Annotated in this window: 15 protein-coding genes; 8 read left to right on the forward strand and 7 right to left on the reverse strand. The window is 59.2% G+C overall.

Going from position 1 to position 18,341, the window contains the following annotated elements; translation table 11 throughout:
* Positions 1 to 70 precede the first annotated feature (70 nt).
* Complete coding sequence (locus tag OKF39_RS17385; RefSeq protein ID WP_041908761.1) at positions 71 to 1,501, reverse strand: 6-phospho-beta-glucosidase; 1,431 nt, start codon at positions 1,499 to 1,501, stop codon at positions 71 to 73.
* Between the two features lie 266 nt (positions 1,502 to 1,767).
* Between OKF39_RS17385 and purM the strand changes: the two genes are divergently transcribed.
* The 4 genes from purM (at position 1,768) to ppx (ending at position 7,229) form a co-directional block, all read left to right on the forward strand.
* Positions 1,768 to 2,805 carry a phosphoribosylformylglycinamidine cyclo-ligase gene (gene purM / locus OKF39_RS17390; RefSeq protein WP_008501643.1) on the forward strand — a complete coding sequence of 346 codons (1,038 nt, stop codon included), beginning with the start codon at positions 1,768 to 1,770 and terminating at the stop codon, positions 2,803 to 2,805.
* Positions 2,802 to 3,443 (forward strand): phosphoribosylglycinamide formyltransferase, encoded by a 642-nt coding sequence (purN, locus tag OKF39_RS17395; RefSeq protein WP_479983192.1) that lies wholly within the window; start codon positions 2,802 to 2,804, stop codon positions 3,441 to 3,443. Before purM ends, purN begins: the two co-directional genes overlap by 4 nt.
* A 183-nt stretch (positions 3,444 to 3,626) precedes the next feature.
* A complete protein-coding gene (gene ppk1, locus OKF39_RS17400) occupies positions 3,627 to 5,687 on the forward strand; it encodes a polyphosphate kinase 1 (RefSeq protein WP_028014033.1) in 2,061 nt (686 codons plus the stop codon).
* Between the two features lie 3 nt (positions 5,688 to 5,690).
* The gene (gene ppx, locus OKF39_RS17405; protein WP_028014034.1) at positions 5,691 to 7,229 is read left to right on the forward strand and encodes an exopolyphosphatase; all 1,539 of its coding nucleotides are present in this window, start codon (positions 5,691 to 5,693) and stop codon (positions 7,227 to 7,229) included.
* Positions 7,230 to 7,233: 4 nt separating this feature from the next.
* On the opposite strand, the gene OKF39_RS17410 is transcribed toward ppx, so the two are convergent.
* Positions 7,234 to 9,474, reverse strand: coding sequence for an EAL domain-containing protein (locus tag OKF39_RS17410; RefSeq protein ID WP_479983193.1), 2,241 nt, complete (start codon positions 9,472 to 9,474; stop codon positions 7,234 to 7,236).
* Between the two features lie 371 nt (positions 9,475 to 9,845).
* Between OKF39_RS17410 and OKF39_RS17415 the strand changes: the two genes are divergently transcribed.
* The gene (locus OKF39_RS17415; RefSeq protein ID WP_023337595.1) at positions 9,846 to 10,016 is read left to right on the forward strand and encodes a YfgG family protein; all 171 of its coding nucleotides are present in this window, start codon (positions 9,846 to 9,848) and stop codon (positions 10,014 to 10,016) included.
* Here the strand turns inward: OKF39_RS17415 and OKF39_RS17420 are convergent.
* Complete coding sequence (locus OKF39_RS17420) at positions 10,013 to 10,903, reverse strand: LysR family transcriptional regulator (RefSeq protein ID WP_045631007.1); 891 nt, start codon at positions 10,901 to 10,903, stop codon at positions 10,013 to 10,015. The genes OKF39_RS17415 and OKF39_RS17420 overlap by 4 nt on opposite strands.
* Before the next feature lie 97 nt (positions 10,904 to 11,000).
* Between OKF39_RS17420 and OKF39_RS17425 the strand changes: the two genes are divergently transcribed.
* From OKF39_RS17425 to OKF39_RS17435, 3 genes are read left to right on the forward strand one after another with little or no spacing between them, the layout of a single operon-like run.
* Complete coding sequence (locus tag OKF39_RS17425) at positions 11,001 to 12,230, forward strand: MFS transporter (RefSeq protein WP_479983194.1); 1,230 nt, start codon at positions 11,001 to 11,003, stop codon at positions 12,228 to 12,230.
* Between the two features lie 49 nt (positions 12,231 to 12,279).
* Complete coding sequence (locus tag OKF39_RS17430; protein ID WP_479983195.1) at positions 12,280 to 12,702, forward strand: DUF6130 family protein; 423 nt, start codon at positions 12,280 to 12,282, stop codon at positions 12,700 to 12,702.
* 11 nt (positions 12,703 to 12,713) lie between these two features.
* The gene (locus tag OKF39_RS17435) at positions 12,714 to 13,457 is read left to right on the forward strand and encodes an alpha/beta fold hydrolase (RefSeq protein WP_048959921.1); all 744 of its coding nucleotides are present in this window, start codon (positions 12,714 to 12,716) and stop codon (positions 13,455 to 13,457) included.
* Between the two features lie 89 nt (positions 13,458 to 13,546).
* Here the strand turns inward: OKF39_RS17435 and iolB are convergent, their stop codons facing one another.
* Genes iolB through OKF39_RS17455 form a run of 4 tightly spaced genes read right to left on the reverse strand, consistent with a single transcriptional unit; the run spans position 13,547 to position 18,333 of the window.
* The gene (gene iolB / locus OKF39_RS17440) at positions 13,547 to 14,371 is read right to left on the reverse strand and encodes a 5-deoxy-glucuronate isomerase (protein ID WP_479983196.1); all 825 of its coding nucleotides are present in this window, start codon (positions 14,369 to 14,371) and stop codon (positions 13,547 to 13,549) included.
* A 9-nt stretch (positions 14,372 to 14,380) separates the two neighbouring features.
* The gene (gene iolE, locus OKF39_RS17445) at positions 14,381 to 15,271 is read right to left on the reverse strand and encodes a myo-inosose-2 dehydratase (RefSeq protein ID WP_479983197.1); all 891 of its coding nucleotides are present in this window, start codon (positions 15,269 to 15,271) and stop codon (positions 14,381 to 14,383) included.
* Between the two features lie 11 nt (positions 15,272 to 15,282).
* Entirely contained in the window at positions 15,283 to 17,187 is a 1,905-nt protein-coding gene (locus OKF39_RS17450; RefSeq protein WP_108780342.1) for a bifunctional 5-dehydro-2-deoxygluconokinase/5-dehydro-2-deoxyphosphogluconate aldolase, read from the reverse strand.
* Positions 17,188 to 17,199: 12 nt separating this feature from the next.
* The gene (locus OKF39_RS17455; protein WP_100169885.1) at positions 17,200 to 18,333 is read right to left on the reverse strand and encodes a Gfo/Idh/MocA family protein; all 1,134 of its coding nucleotides are present in this window, start codon (positions 18,331 to 18,333) and stop codon (positions 17,200 to 17,202) included.
* Between the last annotated feature and the right edge of the window lie 8 nt (positions 18,334 to 18,341).

The following is an 18,341-nucleotide window of genomic DNA, read 5'->3' on the forward strand; positions in this document are numbered from 1 at the left end:
CCCGGTGGCGCTGCGCTTACGCGGGCCTACGTGTATTGTAGGTCGGGTAAGCGTTAGCGCCACCCGACAATTAGAGGTTATCGCCGTTGCTCGCAATCACCTGCTTATACCAGTCGAACGATTTCTTCTTGCTGCGGTTCAGGGTGCCGTTACCTTCGTTATCTTTATCGACAAAGATAAAGCCGTAGCGTTTTTTCATTTCGCCCGTTCCGGCAGACACCAGGTCAATACAGCCCCACGGGGTATAACCCATTAGATCCACGCCGTCTTCCACCACCGCTTTTTTCATCTCGCGGATGTGTGCGGAAAGGTAATCAATGCGGTACTGGTCGTTCACCGTGCCGTCGCTCTCCTGCACGTCGATCGCGCCAAAGCCGTTCTCAACGATAAACAGTGGCAGCTGATAGTGATCCCAGAACCAGTTCAGGGAGTAGCGCAGCCCGACCGGATCAATCTGCCAGCCCCAGTCGGATTTCTGCACGTACGGGTTGGAGACCAGGCTCTTGCTCTCGTCGTAGTCCAGCGCCGGGTTATCTGCCGTCGCTTTGGTGGCGAAAGACATGTAGTAGCTGAACCCGATGTAATCCACGCAGCCCTGCTTCAGCGCGGCTTTATCTTCTTCGGTGATATCCAGCGCGAAGCCGCGACGCTCGAAGTAGTTGAGCAGATGCTGCGGATATTTGCCGCGCACGTGAACGTCGGTAAACCAGTAGCGACGGTGCATGGCGTTCATCGCCATCATCATGTCGTCCGGCGCACAGGTCAGCGGGTAGATGGGGCACATGGCAATCATGCAGCCGATCTGCAGCGACGGGTTAATCTCGCGGCCCGCCTTCACCGCCAGGGCGCTGGCCACCAGTTCGTAGTGCGCCGCCTGGAACATCACCGGCTCGCGGTCTTCACCAGGCGCGTACTTCAGCCCGGAGTTGGTAAATGGCGCAAAGTCTTCGTGGAAGTTAGCCTGGTTGTTGATCTCGTTAAAGGTCATCCAGTACTTCACCTTGTGCTGGTAACGCTCAAAAACGACCTTTGCAAAACGCACGAAGAAGTCGATCAGCTTACGGTTGCGCCAGCCGCCGTATTCCGTCACCAGGTGGAACGGCATCTCAAAGTGGGAAAGCGTGATAACCGGTTCAATGCCATACTTCAGGCATTCGTCGAACAGATCGTCATAGAATTTCAGGCCCGCCTCGTTCGGCTCCAGCTCGTCGCCTTTCGGGAAGATACGCGTCCAGGCGATGGAGGTACGGAAGCATTTGAACCCCATCTCGGCAAAGAGTTTGATGTCTTCTTTATAACGGTGGTAGAAATCGATAGCCTCATGGTTAGGGTAGTTTTTCCCCTCCAGCACGCCGTTGGTGATTTCACGCGGCACGCCGTGGGCGCCCGCGGTCATGACATCGGCAACACTTACGCCCTTACCGCCCTCTTTCCAGCCGCCCTCAAGCTGGTGCGCCGCAACGGCCCCACCCCACAGAAAATCTGCTTTGAATCCTGACATTCGCTTTCCCTCATTCTGCGTTATTTTCTGCAAAAACAATTACAGAAACCGGTTTCAGTTCGATGATGTGCAAAGGGGATATTCGTTGCAAGCAGATCGCCGAAACCGGTTTCATTTTCGTGAACGGAGTCAAGTTTGGCTGCATTTACGGGCTATACAGAAAAAAAGATCCCCACGTCCAGAATAGGCTCGCAAACGTTTGCCTGGACTGTTAGAATTGCGCCGATTTTTCTTACTAGCTATGCAATCGCGTGGGGATTTAAGCCGTGACCAACAAAACTTCTCTCAGCTACAAAGATGCCGGTGTTGATATTGACGCAGGTAATGCGCTGGTTGACCGAATCAAAGGTGTGGTGAAGAAAACCCGCCGCCCGGAAGTGATGGGTGGTCTGGGTGGATTCGGCGCACTGTGCGCGCTGCCGCAAAAATATCGTGAACCTGTTCTGGTCTCGGGTACTGACGGCGTAGGCACCAAGCTGCGCCTGGCGATGGATTTAAAACGTCACGACACGATCGGTATCGATCTGGTTGCGATGTGTGTGAACGACCTGGTGGTTCAGGGCGCAGAGCCGCTGTTCTTCCTCGATTACTACGCGACCGGCAAACTGGATGTGGATACCGCAGCCAGCGTCATTAACGGTATCGCCGAAGGCTGTCTGCAGTCCGGCTGTGCGCTGGTGGGCGGTGAAACCGCTGAAATGCCGGGCATGTACCACGGCGAAGATTATGACGTCGCGGGCTTCTGCGTCGGCGTAGTAGAAAAATCAGAAATTATCGACGGCAGCAAAGTGGCCGATGGCGATGTGCTGATCGCGCTGGCCTCCAGCGGCCCGCACTCTAACGGCTACTCTCTGGTGCGTAAAATCCTCGAAGTAAGCGGCTGCGATCCGCTGACCACCGAGCTGGACGGTAAACCGCTGGCCGACCACCTGCTGGCCCCAACCCGCATCTACGTGAAAAACGTGCTGGAGCTTATCGAGAACGTTGACGTTCACGCTATTGCTCACCTGACCGGCGGCGGCTTCTGGGAAAACATCCCGCGCGTGCTGCCGGACAACACCCAGGCGGTAATTGACGAATCCTCATGGCAGTGGCCAGCCGTCTTTAACTGGCTGCAGACTGCAGGCAACGTCAGCTCTCACGAAATGTACCGCACCTTTAACTGCGGCGTGGGCATGGTTATCGCCCTGCCGGCAAGCGAAGCGGATAAAGCGGTTAAGCTGCTGACCGAGAAAGGTGAAAACGCGTGGAAAATCGGTACGATTAAAGCCTCCGATTCCGAACAGCGTGTGGTCATTGAATGAAAAACATCGTGGTGCTCATTTCCGGCAACGGAAGCAATTTGCAGGCCATCATAGACGCCTGCAAACAGAAGAAAATCAATGGCACCATTCGGGCAGTTTTCAGCAACAAGGCCGACGCGTTCGGCCTTGAGCGCGCGCGGGAAGCGAACATTCCCGCTCACGCGCTGGAAGCCAGCCAGTTCGCCGGACGTGAAGCCTTTGACCGCGAGCTGGTGCAGGAGATTGACGCCTACGCGCCTGACCTCGTGGTGCTGGCGGGCTATATGCGTATTCTGAGCCCGGCCTTCGTCGAACACTACGCCGGTCGACTGCTGAATATTCACCCTTCCCTGCTGCCAAAATATCCCGGCCTGCATACCCATCGTCAGGTGCTGGAAAACGGTGACGAGGAGCACGGTACCTCCGTCCATTTCGTGACCGACGAGCTGGACGGTGGCCCGGTGATCCTGCAGGCGAAAGTCCCGGTCTTTGACGGCGACAACGAAGACGACGTGACCGAACGCGTGCAGACGCAGGAGCACGCCATTTACCCGCTGGTGGTAAGCTGGTTTGTCGACGGGCGTCTCGAAATGCGCGACGGCGCAGCCTGGCTGGACGGCGTGAAGTTGCCCCCGCAGGGTTATGCGACCGAAGAGTAGTTTGCTATGTCGGGTGGCGCTTCGCTTACCCGATATTCCCTCCCCCAACCCGCTAAATTCCTCAACAAAAAAAATAACTGTCATACTTTTCTGGCACTGTTGGACATATCGTGGAAATGCTCGCCATAATAAGGACGAGACGGATTTACCACGTCCTGTGATTGAACTGGAGTGTGAGCTGTAATGGGTCAGGAAAAGTTATATATCGAGAAAGAGCTAAGCTGGTTAGCATTTAACGAACGTGTACTCCAGGAAGCGGCAGACAAAAGTAACCCGCTGATCGAACGCATGCGTTTTTTAGGCATTTATTCCAACAACCTGGATGAGTTCTACAAGGTTCGCTTTGCCGAGCTGAAAAGACGCATCATCATCAGCGAAGAACAGGGCTTAAACTCGCACTCGCGGCATCTGCTGGGCAAAATCCAGTCCCGCGTGCTGAAAGCCGATCAGGAATTTGACGGCCTGTATAACGAACTGCTGCTGGAGATGGCGCGCAATCAAATCTTCCTGATTAACGAACGTCAGCTTTCCGTTAACCAACAAAACTGGCTGCGCCACTACTTTAAACAGTACCTGCGCCAGCACATTACCCCGATTCTCATCAACCGCGAAACCGATCTGGTGCAGTTCCTGAAGGATGACTACACCTACCTGGCGGTGGAAATTATTCGCGGTGAATCCATCCGTTATGCCCTGCTGGAGATCCCGTCCGACAAGGTGCCGCGCTTCGTGAACCTGCCGCCGGAAACCCCGCGCAGACGCAAGCCGATGATCCTGCTGGATAACATCCTGCGCTACTGCCTGGACGACATTTTCAAAGGCTTCTTCGATTACGATGCGTTAAACGCCTACTCAATGAAGATGACCCGTGACGCCGAATATGACCTGGTGCACGAGATGGAAGCCAGCCTGATGGAGCTGATGTCCTCCAGCCTGAAACAGCGCCTGACGGCCGAGCCGGTGCGCTTTGTCTATCAGCGCGACATGCCGGACGCCATGGTGGAGATGCTGCGCGAGAAGCTGACCATTTCGCGCTATGACTCCATCGTGCCGGGTGGCCGTTATCACAACTTTAAAGACTTCATTGGCTTCCCGAACGTTGGCAAAGCCAATCTGGTGAACAAACCGCTGCCGCGCCTGCGTCATATCTGGTTCGATAAGTTCCGCAACGGATTCGACGCCATCCGCGAGCGCGACGTGCTGCTCTACTACCCGTACCACACCTTTGAACACGTGCTGGAGCTGCTGCGTCAGGCCTCGTTCGACCCGAACGTGCTGGCGATCAAAATCAACATCTACCGCGTGGCGAAAGATTCTCGCATCATCGACGCGATGATCCATGCCGCACACAACGGCAAAAAAGTCACCGTGGTGGTTGAGCTGCAGGCGCGCTTCGACGAAGAGGCGAACATTCACTGGGCGCGCCGCCTGACGGAAGCGGGCGTGCACGTGATCTTCTCCGCGCCGGGTCTGAAAATTCACGCCAAACTGTTCCTGATCTCGCGTAAAGAGGGTGATGACGTGGTGCGCTATGCCCACATCGGCACCGGGAACTTTAACGAAAAAACCGCGCGGATTTATACCGACTACTCGCTCTTAACCGCTGACGCCCGCATTACCAACGAAGTGCGCCGGGTCTTTAACTTTATCGAAAACCCGTACCGTCCGGTGAGCTTCGACTATCTGCTGGTCTCACCGCAGAACTCGCGCCGCCTGCTGTACGATATGATCGATAAAGAGATCGCCAATGCCCAGAAAGGCTTGTCGTCAGGCATCACGCTGAAGCTTAACAATCTGGTCGATAAAGGGCTGGTGGACAGGCTGTATGCGGCGTCCAGCTCCGGTGTGCCGGTTAACCTGCTGATCCGCGGCATGTGCTCGCTTATTCCGGAACTGGAAGGCATCAGCGACAATATTCGCGTTATCAGCATCGTTGACCGCTACCTTGAGCACGATCGGGTCTATATTTTCGATAATGCGGGCGATAAACAGGTCTATCTCTCTTCGGCAGACTGGATGACGCGCAATATTGACTATCGAATTGAAGTCGCGACGCCGCTGCTGGATCCGCGTCTGAAACAGCGTATCCTCGACATTATCGAGATCCTGTTCAGCGATACGGTGAAGGCGCGCTATATCGACAAAGAACTCAGTAACCGCTACGTACCGCGCGGCAACCGCCGTAAAGTGCGGTCACAGCTGGCGATTTACGACTATATCAAATCACTCGAGCAACCCGATTAACCTATGCCGATAAATGATAAGACCCCACGCCCGCAGGAATACGCCGCGGTCGATCTTGGCTCTAACAGTTTTCACATGGTCATCGCCCGTGAGGTTGATGGCGCGCTGCAGATCATCGGTCGTCTGAAGCAGCGCGTACACCTGGCGGATGGGCTTGATGAGCGCAGCATGCTCAGCGAAGAGGCGATGGAGCGCGGTTTAAACTGCCTGTCGCTGTTTGCCGAACGCCTGCAGGGCTTCTCGCCCTCCAGCGTTTGCATCGTGGGCACCCACACGCTGCGCCAGGCGCTGAACGCGCCGGAGTTCCTCAAGCGGGCCGAAAAAGTGATCCCCTACCCGATTGAGATCATCTCCGGTAACGAGGAGGCGCGTCTGATTTTCATGGGCGTTGAACATACCCAGCCGGAAAAAGGGCGCAAGCTGGTGATCGACATCGGCGGTGGTTCTACGGAGCTGGTGATCGGTGAAGACTTTGAGCCGCGCCTGGTGGAGAGCCGTCGCATGGGCTGCGTCAGCTTCGCGCAGATGTACTTCCCCGGCGGCACCATTACCCGTGAAAACTTCCAGCGGGCGAAAATGGCTGCGATCCAGAAGCTGGAGAATCTGGCCTGGCAGTACCGCATTCAGGGCTGGAACGTGGCGCTGGGCGCGTCGGGCACCATCAAGGCGGCGCATGAAGTGCTGCTGGCGATGGGTGAAAAAGACGGTTTTATCACGCCTGAACGTCTGACCCTGCTGACCGAAGAGGTGCTGAAGCATAAAAGTTTTGATGCCCTAAGCTTGCCGGGGCTTTCCGACGAGCGTAAGGCAGTCTTCGTGCCGGGCCTGGCTATTCTCTGCGGCGTGTTTGACGCCCTGGCGATTAAAGAGCTGCGCCTTTCCGACGGCGCTCTGCGTGAGGGGGTGCTGTATGAGATGGAGGGCCGCTTCCGCCATCAGGACATTCGCAGCCGCACCGCGCAAAGCCTGGCCAACCAGTACAACATCGACCGCGAGCAGGCGAAGCGCGTGCTGGAAACCACGGTGCAGATGTACGAGCAGTGGCAGGAGCAGAACCCCAAGCTGGCGCACCCGCAGCTTGCCGCGCTGCTGAAATGGGCCGCGATGCTGCACGAGGTGGGGCTGAACATCAACCACAGCGGGATGCACCGCCATTCAGCGTATATTCTGCAAAACAGCGATCTGCCCGGCTTCAACCAGGAGCAGCAAACCATGATGGCAACCCTGGTGCGCTATCACCGTAAAGCCATCAAGCTCGACGATCTGCCGCGCTTCACGCTGTTTAAGAAAAAGCAGTTCCTGCCGCTTATTCAGCTGCTGCGCCTGGGCGTGCTGCTGAACAATCAGCGTCAGGCCACCACCACACCGCCGACGCTGAAGCTGAAAACCGACGATCACCACTGGACGCTGAGCTTCCCGCACGACTGGTTCAGCCAGAACGCGCTGGTCCTGCTGGACCTGGAAAAAGAGCAGCAGTACTGGGAAGCGGTCACCGGCTGGATGCTCAAAATCGAGGAAGATAGCGCCGACGTCGCCGCGTAACGGCTCAGGCGTCCGCCGTGGACGCCTCTGCTTCCAGCAGTGACTCAAGCGGTGCCGGTCTGCCAATCAGATAGCCCTGCACATAATCAATGCCTAGCGCGTGCACCGCGCTACGTATCTCTTCGGTCTCGACATATTCCGCCACCACCAGCATCTTCTTCATGCGCGCCAGATGACAGATAGAGGCCACAATCTGGTAATCCAGACTGTTGTTGACGATATTGCGGATGAAATCGCCGTCGATTTTGAGAATGTCCGCATCCACGCTTTTCAGCCGCGCATAGCTCGCATAGCCGGTACCAAAATCATCGATCGCAATGCGTACCCCCATTTTCTGCAGCTGCCGCAGAATATGGAGCCCCTGCTCCGCGTTGCAGAAGGTGCTGCACTCCGTCACTTCAAAGATCAGCTGCCACGGCTCAATGGCATATTTCGCCAGCAGGCGACTCACCTCAAGCGGGAACTGCACCCGACACACCGTTGAAGGGGCCAGATTAATGGCAAAGCGCTGGCCGGGTAGCCTTTCGCGATGCGCGGCGAGGAAGCGCAGCGTATGCTCCAGCACCCACAAATCCACCCGCGAAGAGAGGCCAAACTCCTGGGCTATCGGCAGGAATTGTTCAGGGGAGATCAACAGCCCGTTTGCATCAGTCATCCGCAGCAAGACCTCATGATACCTATCGCCACGCAGGCCGCGTACGGGCTGAGCGAGCAGCGTGAATGCGTTGTTATCCAGCGCACGCTGCAGGCGACTCATCACCGCGACTTTATCCTTCAGGCTGCGCTGCAGATGGACGGCGCCGCGCTGCTGAAGATTTTCCGGGTGGTTAGAGGAGAGCGACAGATCGGCCACCACCCCCAGCTCACCCAGCACCAGATAGAGGTGGTTAACCGGCGAACGCACATAGCAGTAGCTCACCCCCACCTGCGGCTGCAGCGGCATGCCGTCCCAGACAAAGCGGAACTGCTTGATGTGCTCGTCCAGGGTCTCAATCCGCTGCTGGTGCGATTCGGCATTAAGGCGAACCGCCATGTCACAGCCCGTCAGGTGATAGACCTGCTCATTGGGCTGGAGCGTGCCGTTAACCCATTGCGCCAGCTGCTGTTTGTACTGAATGCGCAGTAACACGCCATAGTTACGGCCCAGAATTTCAAGCTCCGGAACGCGGAGTAAACAGAGCGCCGACCACGGGTTTTTTGCCAGATCTCGCGAAAGCGCCCGCAGTTTAGGCATATGCAGAACCGGGTCGAGCAGCGCCAGCCTGCGGGAGCGTTTGTTCACCGCCCGCTGCCGGGTCGCCAGCATCGACATGTAAATCACCACAAACGAGAAGACCAGATAGCTGGAAGAGGTGATTGCCAGCTGAATGTCGTACCCCTGGTTCACGGGGATATAGCGGTAAAAATAGTGAATAGACACCAGCAGTATCGGGATCCAGATAAGCGAAATCAGCTTATAGCCAAAGCGCATCGCCCCCCAGAGCATCACCGGCATCAGCAGCGACAGGGTGTAGTTAGTGGTGAAAATCGAACTGTTTTCATTCATCGGCAGCAGCAGGAGCGAAAGCAGCCCGGCAAGCGCAATGGCCCAAACCAGAAACTCAGCGCGCGTCACCTTTTTGTCTATCTGGGTACGGATCTGCGAGATGAGGCTTTTGAGATAGCGCGGATGACGAATCAGGCGGATCAGCAAATAACTTAACGGCACGCCCGTCAGACCGCTGACCAGCAAGGCCTGATAGTTGATCAGCGTGCGAATGTTGAGGGGGTTAAGCCCTGCCAGGCTCTGGCGACTCTCATACACGCCCAGATACACCGCAAACTGGAACAACAGCAGAAACAGCGTCGCGGGGCAGAAGGCCTGCCAGAAGATGCGCTGCGCCATCAGCCGTACGTCGCCGTACGCCGTCATATTGCGTCTGGGCGCAAACACCCGGTAGCCGCCCCAGCTAAGCACTATAGGGACAATAAAATGGAGCACGCCGGCGACGGTTTCAAACATCCCGACCGACGGATAATAGCGGATAAACAGCGACAACACGATCCCGGGAAGGGCTTCCAGACCAAAAAACATCATCAGCGAAAGCAAAAACGAGAGCGGTAAATAATAAAGTGCCGCTATCCCGTCGCCCAGGTGCGTGAACGTATTCGCCACGCTCAGTACGGGAAGTAAAACCACCGGTAAAATAAGCGGCAATACCCACCAGCGGTGTTGATTCTTTTTCAGGAAAGCAAAAATGTTCATAGATGCCCGGTTAAACCCCTTTTTCTCCAGAAGGAAAATAATGACAGGCATCCAACCTGACCTGGCGCAGCCCGGCGACGTGCGGGGCGAACGGTATGGAGGAGGGATTTTAAATATCAGGGCCGGGAATCCGTTGACATAAATCAAACTATTTTACGCAAATAAGCTTTGCACCGCTTTTTTTTGAAATAATTTTCTTCATATTATCAATATGGTAAATGCAAATATTAATTTCAATAACAATAATTAATGTAAACGTTGACGGTTATTTACACATGACGGAATTGACCCTCTCTTTCCGCTGTGCCTTAATATCCCCGTCGCCCAGAAGGGCATGCCCAGGAAAAAGAAGAGTGAGTCAGGCCACGCGTATGCGCAAACGACACCGTTTTAACACCCGGATGACCCGCATTATACTGCTCATCAGCTTTCTGTTTTTCTTTGGCCGCTTCGTTTACTCTTCCATCGGCGCCTGGTATCACCATCAGGACAAAATCCAGTCGCAGCAGTCCAGCCTGAACGTCGACGCCGCTGACCGCTAGCCCTGCGATGGGTTTTGCACCAGCCGAATAATCCCCGCGATCCCTTTGCTGAGGATCTTGTCCTGCCGCATCACGATGGCGAGCTGTCGCTGCAGCACGGGCGTGAGCGACATGACGCAGAGCCCTTCACGGTCAGCATCATGCTCAACCGCCATTCGCGGAACGATACTGTAGCCGAGCCCCACTCGAACCATACGCTTAATCGCCTCAATGCTGCCAAGCTGCATCACCGGCGCGATCGCTAACCCATTGGCCGCAAACCAGCCATCAATGAGCGCCCGGGTACCGCTGCCAGACTCAAAGGCGATCAGCGGCTGAGCATGGAGCGCCTCCGGGGTTAACTCCCTGAAAGCATCCTGCTGTTCCCGCGACGCGATAAAAACAAACTCCTCGTCCATCACCGGCATAACGTCCAGCGCTCTGCCGCTGACCGGCAGCGTCACCAGCCCCATATCGAGACGGTTCTCTTCGATGGCCCTGACGATGTCGAGGGTGTTGCCCGTTGTTACGCCCACCCGCAGGAGCGGATAGTCGCGGCGCAGCTGCTCCAGCAGGGGCGGCAGAAGATGGATACAGGCCGTCGCCCCCGTGCCAAGGGTAATGGTCCCGCTGACATCGTGGCTGAACGCGCTCACGGACCGCAGGGTTTCGTCCACAACCTGCTGAATGCGCTCTCCGTGAACCAGCAGTGACTCTCCTGCCGCCGTGGCCTTAATGCCCCGCCCGGTACGCTCCACCAGCCGCGTTTGCAGAAACTGCTCCAGCTGACGTATTTGCAGACTAACGGCGGGCTGGGAAATGCCCAGCAGATCCGCCGCCGCCGAAAAGCTGCCGCGCTGGATCACCAGACGGAACGTCGCGAGATAGCCAAGGTTAAGCGTCGTCATTCAAAGTTTCTCTTATACAGCGCATAAGGTTGCAGGCCTGCCAGCACAATACCGCGCTCGCTATGCTCAGGACAACTGCATAACGGAATGAAAAACAATGGAAACACCTGCCCTGCCTCGTCGCCTTGCCCTTACTGCCGGATGTAATCAGCTTATCAACTGGGGGATCTCGTTTTACCTGCCCGGCACCTTTGCGCGGACCATTTCAGCCGACCGGGGATGGTTGTCACCGCAGATTTACCTCGGCCTGACGCTGGCGATGCTGGTGATGGCCGCGGTCTCCCCTTTCGTCGCCCGTCTGCTGGCACGCTTTGGCGGACAGAAAGTGGTAATGGGCGGAACGCTGCTGATTGCCGCAAGCTGCGCCGGTATGGCGTATACCCGGACGCTGTCTGGCTGGTACGGCGCCTGGCTACTGTGCGGCATCGGGATGCGTCTGTCGCTGTATGACGCACTGTTCGCCGCGCTGGTTAATCTATATGGTCAGCAGGCACGCGGGACGATCTCACGTATTACGCTGATGGGCGGGCTGGCGTCTGCCGTCTTCTGGCCGCTGGGCGATGGCCTGCTTCACATCATGAGCTGGCAGGACGCGTTACGCATTTATGCCCTGCTTGGCCTGCTGAGCGCAGTGCTGATCCGCACGCTTCCCCGGCAGCGGCTGATGGAAAACACAAAGGCCATCGCGCCGCCCCTGCGCAACGAGCGGCGTAACGCCTGGCTTTATGCGGCCTTCATCGCCCTTATCACCTTTGTCTCTAACGGCACCTCCACCCATCTGCCGGAGTTTATTGCCCACTTTGGCCTGCCGGTCGCCATCGGCATGCTGTGGGGGATCGGACAGACGGGCGCGCGCTCGCTGGAGGTGCTGGCAGGCGGCCGCTTAACCCCCTTCAAACTCACGCTCTTCACCGCCCTCGCCATGCCGCTCTGCTTTATTCTGGGGATGAGCAGCCCCCTCTTTGCGTGGTGCGCGGCCGGGTTTGTGCTGGGCTACGGCGCCATCAACGGGCTGGTCACCATAGTAAAAGCCACGCTGCCACTGGAGCTGTTTAGCACGGAAAGCTATGCCCGCCGCACGGGTATGCTGCTTATCCCGGGCCAGCTGATGGCCGCAGCCGCACCGTTTGCCTATGCGTGGCTGAACAAAACGCTGGGGATCGCGGGTGCAATGGGAGTGTCGACGGGGTTAACGCTGGTGATTGCCGGGCTGGCGATAGCGATCGTGCGCCATCCCGGTAGGCAAACTGTATCGCACTGTATCCCGCGCGACGCGCTGACAAACGGGTACAAAACGCCCCCTCCGGCAAATATCTCCGATACATAAAAATGGTTTTCTTTCCCTGTCGTCATTCAGAACTGATGAGGAGAGAACCATGATTCGTCGTTACGCAATTTTACCCCTGCTCGTCCTGGCCTCTGTAACACATGCCCAGGCCACGCCGCTGGACAACCTGAGCGCCGCGGACGTTAACGGCCCCGCCGCCGTTGCCCCGCTGGCGCAGCCGCAACCGCCTGCAAAACTGATCGTCGATCCGCCGCTTGCCGGGCCACTGAGCAAAGGCGCGGTGTTTATCCAGTACCGGGCCGAAAACCTGCGCATCGGGCACATTCACGTGGTGGTGGACGGTGCGCCGTGGCACTGGGCTGACGCCAGCGGCGAGCCGGTGATCCTGGTGGGGCTGCCCGCCGGCAAGCACAAGGTAACGATCATCCTGGCTGACCCGACGCACAAGCCGCTCGACCACAAAACCATTGAATTCACCGTCCCGCCCCACGCGGCGATCCACCATTTTTAAGGAGTCTGAACATGAAAGCACTGTCTGTACTGACGGCGGGCCTGCTGGCGCTTTCTGCCAGCGCCTTCGCGGAAAATAAAACCAGCGTCGTGCTGGTGCACGGCGCGTTTGCCGACGGGAGCAGCTGGAATAAGGTGATAACCCTTCTGCAGAAACAGCACGCAGAGGTCATTGCCGTCCAGCTCCCGCTCACCTCGCTTAATGATGATGTTGCCGCCACAAAACGGGCCATCGCCCGGGCGCACGGCGACGTGGTGCTGGTAGGCCACTCCTGGGGCGGCACCGTGATTAGCGAGGCGGGCAACGATGCACGGGTAAAATCGCTGGTCTATGTGGCGGCGTTCGCGCCGGATTCCGGCCAGTCGACGGCGGATCTGGCAGGTAGCTTCCCTCCGCCGCCGGGTAGCGCGGGCATCGCTAAAACGGCGGACGGCTATTTATACCTGCCGACGGAAGCCGTCAGGAAGGACTTCGCGCCTGACGTGAAGCCGGGTGAACAAAACGCTATCGCGGCCACGCAGGGGCCAATTAAGGCCGATGCGTTTGGTGAAAAGGTGACTCACGCGGCGTGGCATGATAAACCGAGCTGGTTTGTGGTCAGCAAGCATGACCGGATGATCAACCCCGACCTGGAACGTGCGATGGCGAAGGCGATACATGCGAAAACCACCGAGGTGGCCGCGAGCCACGTGTCGATGGTGAGTCAGCCGGAAGCCATCGCCCGGACGATTGAGCAGGCGAGGCGGACGCACTGAGGACAATTCGCCCGGCGGCGCTACGCTTGCACGAACCTACGATTTCGTAGGCCGGGTAAGCGCAGCGCCACCCGACAAGAAAGGCCGTCTCAGCCCCCCCTCTCTGCGGGATATTCGCGATTAATCCACGCGTGGTCCTCTTCCCAGGTGAACATCCATTTGCGCACCGGACCGGCCATCACGTTGAGGTAGTAGCTGTCATACCCCGCCATCGTCGCCACCGGGTGATACCCCTTCGGCACCATCACCACGTCACGGTTGTAGACCGCCATACACTCATCCAGCGTTCTGTCGTCAGTGTAGACGCGCTGCATGCAGAACCCCTGCTCCGGGTTGAGGCGATGATAGTAGGTCTCCTCCAGGTAGGTCTCCTGCGGCGGGTTATCCGTGTCATGCTTGTGGCTCGGGTACGAGCTGGTACAGCCCTCGCTAGTCCAGACCTCCACCACCAGCAGGCTGTCGGCGGGCTTGTCTTCCGGCAGAATGTTGTGCACGTAGCGCTGGTTGTGCCCCTTGCCGCGCGCTTCAGCGTCGATATCCTGCGGGGCAATCAGCCGCGTCGGGTACGAGCTCTTGCCCGGCGCGGCGCAGACCGCCAGCTCCAGCGCCGTCAGCGCCTTCACCTGCACCGTCTCCTGCGGGGTAACGTACACTGCCCACGGTTTGATGCGCTCGAAGGGGCTCATCCGCTCGCCGATATCGTTAAACTGCGCGGAAGGAGTGGTGATAGAGGCGCGCCCGGCGACCAGCACCAGGCAGCGTTCTTCCCTGACGGCGGGCAGCGTCAGCGTCTGCCCCTCCTGCAGCTCATACGCCTCAAACCCGACGTACCCCCACCCTGCTCGTTCCGGGGTGACGGACTGAGTGCGCCCCTCCGCGTTCGGCTGCTGCCAGCGTGATAACAGACGTGACATGTCACCTCCTCAAATAAGCCCGGCGTCGCGCGCCAGGCGGCTCAGGTTGTTATACCCCAGACGAGCGTAGGTCAGCGGATGGGCAATCGCCGGATCCTGCTCGGCCTCCACCACCAGCCAGCCGTGATAGTCCTGCGCCTTCAGCAGACTCATGATCGGCGGGTAATCGACGCAGCCGTCGCCCGGCACGGTAAACACGCCGCTCAGCACCGCATCGAGGAAGCTGGTTTTGCGGTTTTTCACGTCCGACAGCACGTCGGCGCGCACGTCTTTGCAGTGAACGTGGTTGATGCGCGACGCCCAGCGCTGCGCCACCGCCAGCGGATCGGCCCCGGCAAAGGTCAGGTGACCGGTGTCCAGCAGCAGTCCCACCGCCTCTCCGGTGTGGGTCATCAGGTTGTCCACGTCGTCGGCGGACTCAATCACCGTGCCCATATGATGATGGTAAGCGATCTGGACTCCCTGCTGCTGCGTGTAGCGGGCAAATTCGGTGAGCTTCTCGCCGTACTCCTCCCAGCGCGCCTGAGGGAAGCGCGGACGCAGATGCACCGGGGTCTGCTGCTCGCCGTGAATGCAGCCGCTCACTTCCGCAAAGACCAGCACCTTCGCCCCCAGCTCGCGCAGCAGCGTCAGGTGCGGCTGCACGGCGGCGATCTCCGCCTCCACGCTGCGCTCCAGCAGGCGGCCGGAGTACCAGCCGGAGACCAGCTGCAGGTCGTGGCGCTGCAAAATCGGGCCAAGCAGGCGCGCTTCACGCGGGAATTTGTTGCCCAGCTCAAAGCCAGCAAAACCGGCCTCTTTCCCTTCGCTCAGGCAGGTCTCCAGCGAGGTTTCCGCGCCGAGGGAAGGCAGATCGTCGTTCGTCCACGTCAGCGGGTTAATGCCTAATTGCACACTCATTGTTATCTCCATTATGCGTGTCCGCGCTCGCGCCACCAGGCGATAAGCTGCAGGTAGTTGTCCCGGATGCGCGCTACCAGCTGCGCATCGTCAATATCGTGCTTCAGCCACGCGCGGGAGGCGTCGCCAAACAGCGTGCGCCCCACGGCGAAGCCTTTAACCAGCGGCTGCCCCGCTGCGGCCTTGAAGCCCGCGCGCAGCTGTTCCGCCGGAGCGTCCAGACCGAGGATCACCACCCCGCGGCAGTGCGGGTCCCGGCGTTCGATAATCTCGCCGAGCGCCGTCCAGCCGTCGGCGGAAAGCGGCGGCAGCTTCCACCAGTCCGGGTAAATGCCCAGGTTGTAGAAGCGGGAAATGGCGCGCAGGTAGAGCTCGTCGCTGCGCGGCATGCTGGCGGGCAGGATCACCTCCAGCAGCAGCTCGTGCCCGGACCGGCAGCAGGCGTGGTACACCTCAGCGATTTTCTGCTCCTGCTCCAGGCGCAGGCCATGAGCGTCTTCCGGGTGGAAGAAGACCAGGCACTTCACCACGTGCTCCTGCGGCCAGCTGATAAGCTGGGTGCCGATATTGCCGTGCTCCATCTCCAGCGGCCGGGAGCCCGGCAGCTCAATGGGGCGACCAATCCACCACCCTTCCCCGGTGATCGCGTTCAGCGCGTCCTGACCAAAGGTGCCGTCGCACAGCAGGCCGGCTTTGCCCTCAAGCCCGGCGCGGCTCGCCGCCTCGCGGCTGGCCTGCAGGATCAGCTGCTTCAGCGCCGGAATGCGCTTAAGCGACGCACCGCACTGCATCGCCATATCCTCAAGCTGGCTGCGGTGATCGAAGGCCATCACGCACAGCTCCGGCCACTCGCGGCGGCGCGTGGTGACCCGGTGCAGATGATTAAGACGCGGGTCAAGATCCGGGCGCGGCACAACCGCAGCGCGGGAGAGATAGTCATCCAGCTCGATTTTGCTCGGCATCGCCGGGGCGCAGCCGTGGCGCGAGACCACCAGCGCGCCGCAGGCATTGGCGTAGCGGCACGCCTGCTCCCAGCCCTCGTCGTTCAGGTAGCCGCGCAGCAGGCCGGACATAAACGCGTCCCCCGCCCCGAGAACGTTCAGCACCTCCACGCGCACGCCGGTCACCGTCAGGCCGTCGTCCAGCCGGGACGGAATGGCGTCGGTGTAGACCGAGCAGCCCAGCGCGCCGCGCTTGCAGACCAGCGTTGCGTGACTCACGTCGCGCACTTGCCCCAGCGCCTGCAGGGTATCCGTGCTGCCGCCCGCAATGTGGAACTCCTCTTCGGTGCCGACAATGACGTCGAAGAGGTGCAGTACCTCCTGCAGCTCGCGGGTGACCTGGTCGGCGGCGATAAAGCGCGTTTCGCCGTCGCCTAAGGAGGTGAGCCCCCACAGCACCGGACGGTAGTCGATGTCCAGCACGGTGCGCACGCCGTGACGGCGGGCATAGCCCAGCGCCGTCAGCACCGCCTCGCGGGTCTGCGGATGAGAAAGATGGGTCCCGGTGATGGCAAGACAACGTGCGGAGGCAATGTAGCTTTCGTCCACATCGCTGGCGGTAATCGCCATATCCGCGCAGTTATCGCGATAAAAAATCAGAGGAAAGGTGTCCCGGTCTTTAATGCCGAGTAGCACCAGCGCCGTGAGGCGCTCTTTATCGGTAATCAGATGGCTGGTATCGCAGCCTACCTGGTTGAGCTCTTCGCGCAGGAAGCGGCCCATATGTTCATCGCCGACGCGCGCCAGCATCGACGAGCGCAGGCCCTGGCGCGCGGTGCCGTACGCCACGTTGCCGGAGGATCCGCCAAGGTATTTGGCGAAGCTCGACACGTCCTCCAGGCGGGCACCAATCTGCTGACTATAGAGGTCTACCGCCACGCGGCCCATGCATATCACATCAAACTGCTTTTCCACGTTGATACCTCATCAGACAATGTCGTTCACGTTCAGCCAGCGGCCCTGCAGGTGCGAGAGCGCAATCGCGTCCAGCACGCGCGACACCTTCCAGCCCTCTTCGAAGTCCGGCCACATCGGCGCGTCGGCGGCAATCCCGTCCACCAGGTCGCGCACCTCCACCGTTTTTTGATCGTTAAAGCCAATTCCGTGGCCTGCGCCCATGCAGAACGCAGCGTAGTCCGGGTGCGCCGGGCCGACGAGCAGCGTGCGGAACCCCTGACGGTTCACCGGATCGTCATGCAGATAGAGCTTTAGCTCCGCCATGCGCTCCTGGGTGAAGCTGATGGCGCCCTTCGTCCCGGTGATCACGTACGAGAGCCCCATCTTGCGGCCGCAGGCGACGCGGGAGGTTTCAATGACACCCTGCGCCCCGCCCGCGAAGCGCACCATCGCGTGGGCCTGATCCTCGTTTTCCACCGCAATCATCTCTGACGATCCGGCCTTCGCCGGGCGCGCCGGGACCACGATCTTCAGATCGCCGCAGACCTGCTCGATATCGCCCACCAGGTACTGAGCCATATTGACGATATGCGCCGCGAGGTCACCCAGCGCGCCCAGCCCGGCGGTCTCTTTAAAGCAGTGCCAGTGGATGGGCGACAGCGGGTCGGCCATGTAGTCTTCGTTGTGGGTGCCGTAGAAGTGGATCACCTCGCCAATCTCGCCGCGGGCGATAATCTCCTTCGCCAGCTGCGCCGTTGGGTTCTTCATGTAGTTGAACCCCACCAGCGTTTTCACCCCGGCCCGCTTCGCGGCGTCGACCATCTCGCGCGCATCATGGGCGTTGAGCGCCAGCGGCTTCTCCGAGTAGACGTGCTTGCCGTGGCGGATCGCCTCCAGCGCCATCTCTTTATGCAGGTGGTTGGGTGAGCAAATATCCACCACGTCAATGGCCGGGTCGGCCACCAGCGCCCGCCAGTCTCCCGTTGAACGGTTAAAGCCAAACGCCCGGGCGCGCTCTGCCGCCAGCTCCGGCGTGACTTCCGCCACCATCTCGCGCACCAGCCTGCCGCGCAGGTTGAACACCGTCGGGGCCTGGGCATAGGCGATAGCGTGCGCCTTGCCGATATACCCGGTGCCAATCAATCCAATACGAACCTCTTTCATCGTGATCC

The organism is Enterobacter cloacae complex sp. HYC042_NIDB, assembly GCF_056673315.1.

Coding starts and splice junctions, on each gene's coding strand:
- OKF39_RS17435 (WP_048959921.1), top strand. CDS start 12,714: ATGAAAGCACTGTCTGTACTGACGGCGGGCCTGCTGGCGCTTTCTGCC.
- purN (WP_479983192.1), top strand. CDS start 2,802: ATGAAAAACATCGTGGTGCTCATTTCCGGCAACGGAAGCAATTTGCAG.
- OKF39_RS17385 (WP_041908761.1), bottom strand. CDS start 1,501: ATGTCAGGATTCAAAGCAGATTTTCTGTGGGGTGGGGCCGTTGCGGCG.
- OKF39_RS17430 (WP_479983195.1), top strand. CDS start 12,280: ATGATTCGTCGTTACGCAATTTTACCCCTGCTCGTCCTGGCCTCTGTA.
- iolE (WP_479983197.1), bottom strand. CDS start 15,271: ATGAGTGTGCAATTAGGCATTAACCCGCTGACGTGGACGAACGACGAT.
- OKF39_RS17425 (WP_479983194.1), top strand. CDS start 11,001: ATGGAAACACCTGCCCTGCCTCGTCGCCTTGCCCTTACTGCCGGATGT.
- iolB (WP_479983196.1), bottom strand. CDS start 14,371: ATGTCACGTCTGTTATCACGCTGGCAGCAGCCGAACGCGGAGGGGCGC.
- OKF39_RS17420 (WP_045631007.1), bottom strand. CDS start 10,903: ATGACGACGCTTAACCTTGGCTATCTCGCGACGTTCCGTCTGGTGATC.
- ppk1 (WP_028014033.1), top strand. CDS start 3,627: ATGGGTCAGGAAAAGTTATATATCGAGAAAGAGCTAAGCTGGTTAGCA.
- OKF39_RS17455 (WP_100169885.1), bottom strand. CDS start 18,333: ATGAAAGAGGTTCGTATTGGATTGATTGGCACCGGGTATATCGGCAAG.
- OKF39_RS17415 (WP_023337595.1), top strand. CDS start 9,846: ATGCGCAAACGACACCGTTTTAACACCCGGATGACCCGCATTATACTG.
- ppx (WP_028014034.1), top strand. CDS start 5,691: ATGCCGATAAATGATAAGACCCCACGCCCGCAGGAATACGCCGCGGTC.
- OKF39_RS17410 (WP_479983193.1), bottom strand. CDS start 9,474: ATGAACATTTTTGCTTTCCTGAAAAAGAATCAACACCGCTGGTGGGTA.